The organism is Kineococcus glutinatus (genome assembly GCF_039542765.1).
Taxonomy (GTDB): Bacteria; Actinomycetota; Actinomycetes; order Actinomycetales; family Kineococcaceae; genus Kineococcus_A; species Kineococcus_A glutinatus.
In genome coordinates, this window is record NZ_BAABIL010000670.1 from 1 (window position 1) to 1575 (window position 1575).

At 76.3% G+C, this 1575-nt stretch carries 1 protein-coding gene and 1 pseudogene; both read right to left on the minus strand.

The window, feature by feature from the left end:
• Positions 1-979, minus strand: a pseudogene (locus ABEB16_RS19885) (putative bifunctional diguanylate cyclase/phosphodiesterase); the annotation flags it as partial.
• Between the two features lie 83 nt (positions 980-1062).
• A partial coding sequence (locus tag ABEB16_RS19890) for a GGDEF domain-containing protein (RefSeq protein ID WP_345713935.1) occupies positions 1063-1575 on the minus strand: 513 nt, incomplete at its 5' end.

Sequence of the window (1575 nt, forward strand, 5' to 3'; positions counted from 1 at the left end):
GCAGCCCCGTCAGGGCGTCGGTGCGGGCCATCGCCGCCAGCTCCCCCGCCTGCTCCTGGACGCGGGCCAGCAGCCCCGCCATGCGCGCCACGACGAGCAGGAACAGCGCCGTGGAACTCACCACGACCGCCCAGCCGTCCAGCGGCCCGCCGAGCAGCAGCTGCACCGCCAGCACCCCCGGGGCCACGAGGCTGGCGACGGTGAGTGCCGCCAGCCGCCGCCGGGTGAACCGCGCCGCGGTGTCCGGGGCGGGTTCGGACAGCCGCCGCATCGACGGGTGCAGCGCCGACGCCCCCACGAGCAGGTTCGCCGCCAGGAACAGGCAGTTCACCCACTGCGGCAGCGAGGCGCCGTGCAGGTCCGCGAGCTGGAACGCGGTGTCGGCCGCGAGCAGGCAGGTGCTGGAGGAGACGAGCAGCCAGAACGACGCCGTGCGGGCGCCGGGGGTCGTGAGCAGCCGCACCAGGAGCCCGACGACGAGGACGTCCCCCAGCGGGTACGCCATGCTCACCGCGCGGTCGAGCAGGTCGCCACCGGAGGCCGCGAACGTCGGGCGCACGAGCAGCACCCAGGACAGCAGCGCCAGGGCGATGGTGAAGGTGCCGGCGTCGACGAGGCTCTCGCGGTCGCGGCCCGGCTGGCGGCCGCGAACCAGGAGCATGTAGCCCACCGCCAGCAGCGGGTAGGCGGCGAGGTAGGCGACGTCGGCCGGGGAGGGGAAGGGGTCCAGACCCAGCACGCGCTCGTACCAGGCGTAGACCGCGTCGCCCGCCAGGAACGCCGTGCAGCCGGCCCCCACCCACAACCACGGGGCGCGGCGGATGGGCCGGTTGCGGTGCACCCCGACGAGAACCGCCAGCGGGGCGAGCGAACCGACACCGAGGTTCACGGCGCTGGCCAGGAGGCTGCCGGGCAGCAGCGAGTACACGAGCAGCCCGGTGCCCGCCAGCGCCGCGTAGGCGGCGAAGACCTTCCTCATGCTTCTTCCCTCGACCGCTGCGAGGCCGTGCTGAGCACGGCGCCACCCGCTCGGCCCAGCGGGGCGCACCGCCACCGGGCGCCTCACACCGGCTGGGGCAGGCTCCGACCGCCCGCGGCTCCCCGCGGGCTTCCCGTCCCGGCCGCGGCGAGGTGGACGCGGTCGCGGCCGGCGCGCTTGGCCGCGTACAGCGCCACGTCCGCGCGGCCGACGAGCAGCGCGACGCCCTCGGCGCCGTCCCACTGCGCGACACCGGCGGAGAACGTCTGCCCGGCGGGCGTACCGGCGCGGGCACCCTCCAGCACCGCCTGCAGCTGCTCGGCCCGCAGCCCCAGCGCCAGCGCCTGGAACTCCTCCCCGCCGTAGCGGGCCAGCAGGACACCGCGCTCCTCCAGGGTGGAGCGCCACGCCTCGGCCGCGCCCTGCAGCAGCTTGTCGCCGGCCTGGTGGCCGAACGTGTCGTTGAAGACCTTGAACCGGTCCAGGTCGATCATCGCCACCGACAGCGGCCGGCCCTCCGCGCGGGCGCGGGCGCACAGCCGCTCCAGCTCCGCGTCGGCGGTGCGCCGGTTGGGCAGCCCCGTCAGGGCGTCGGT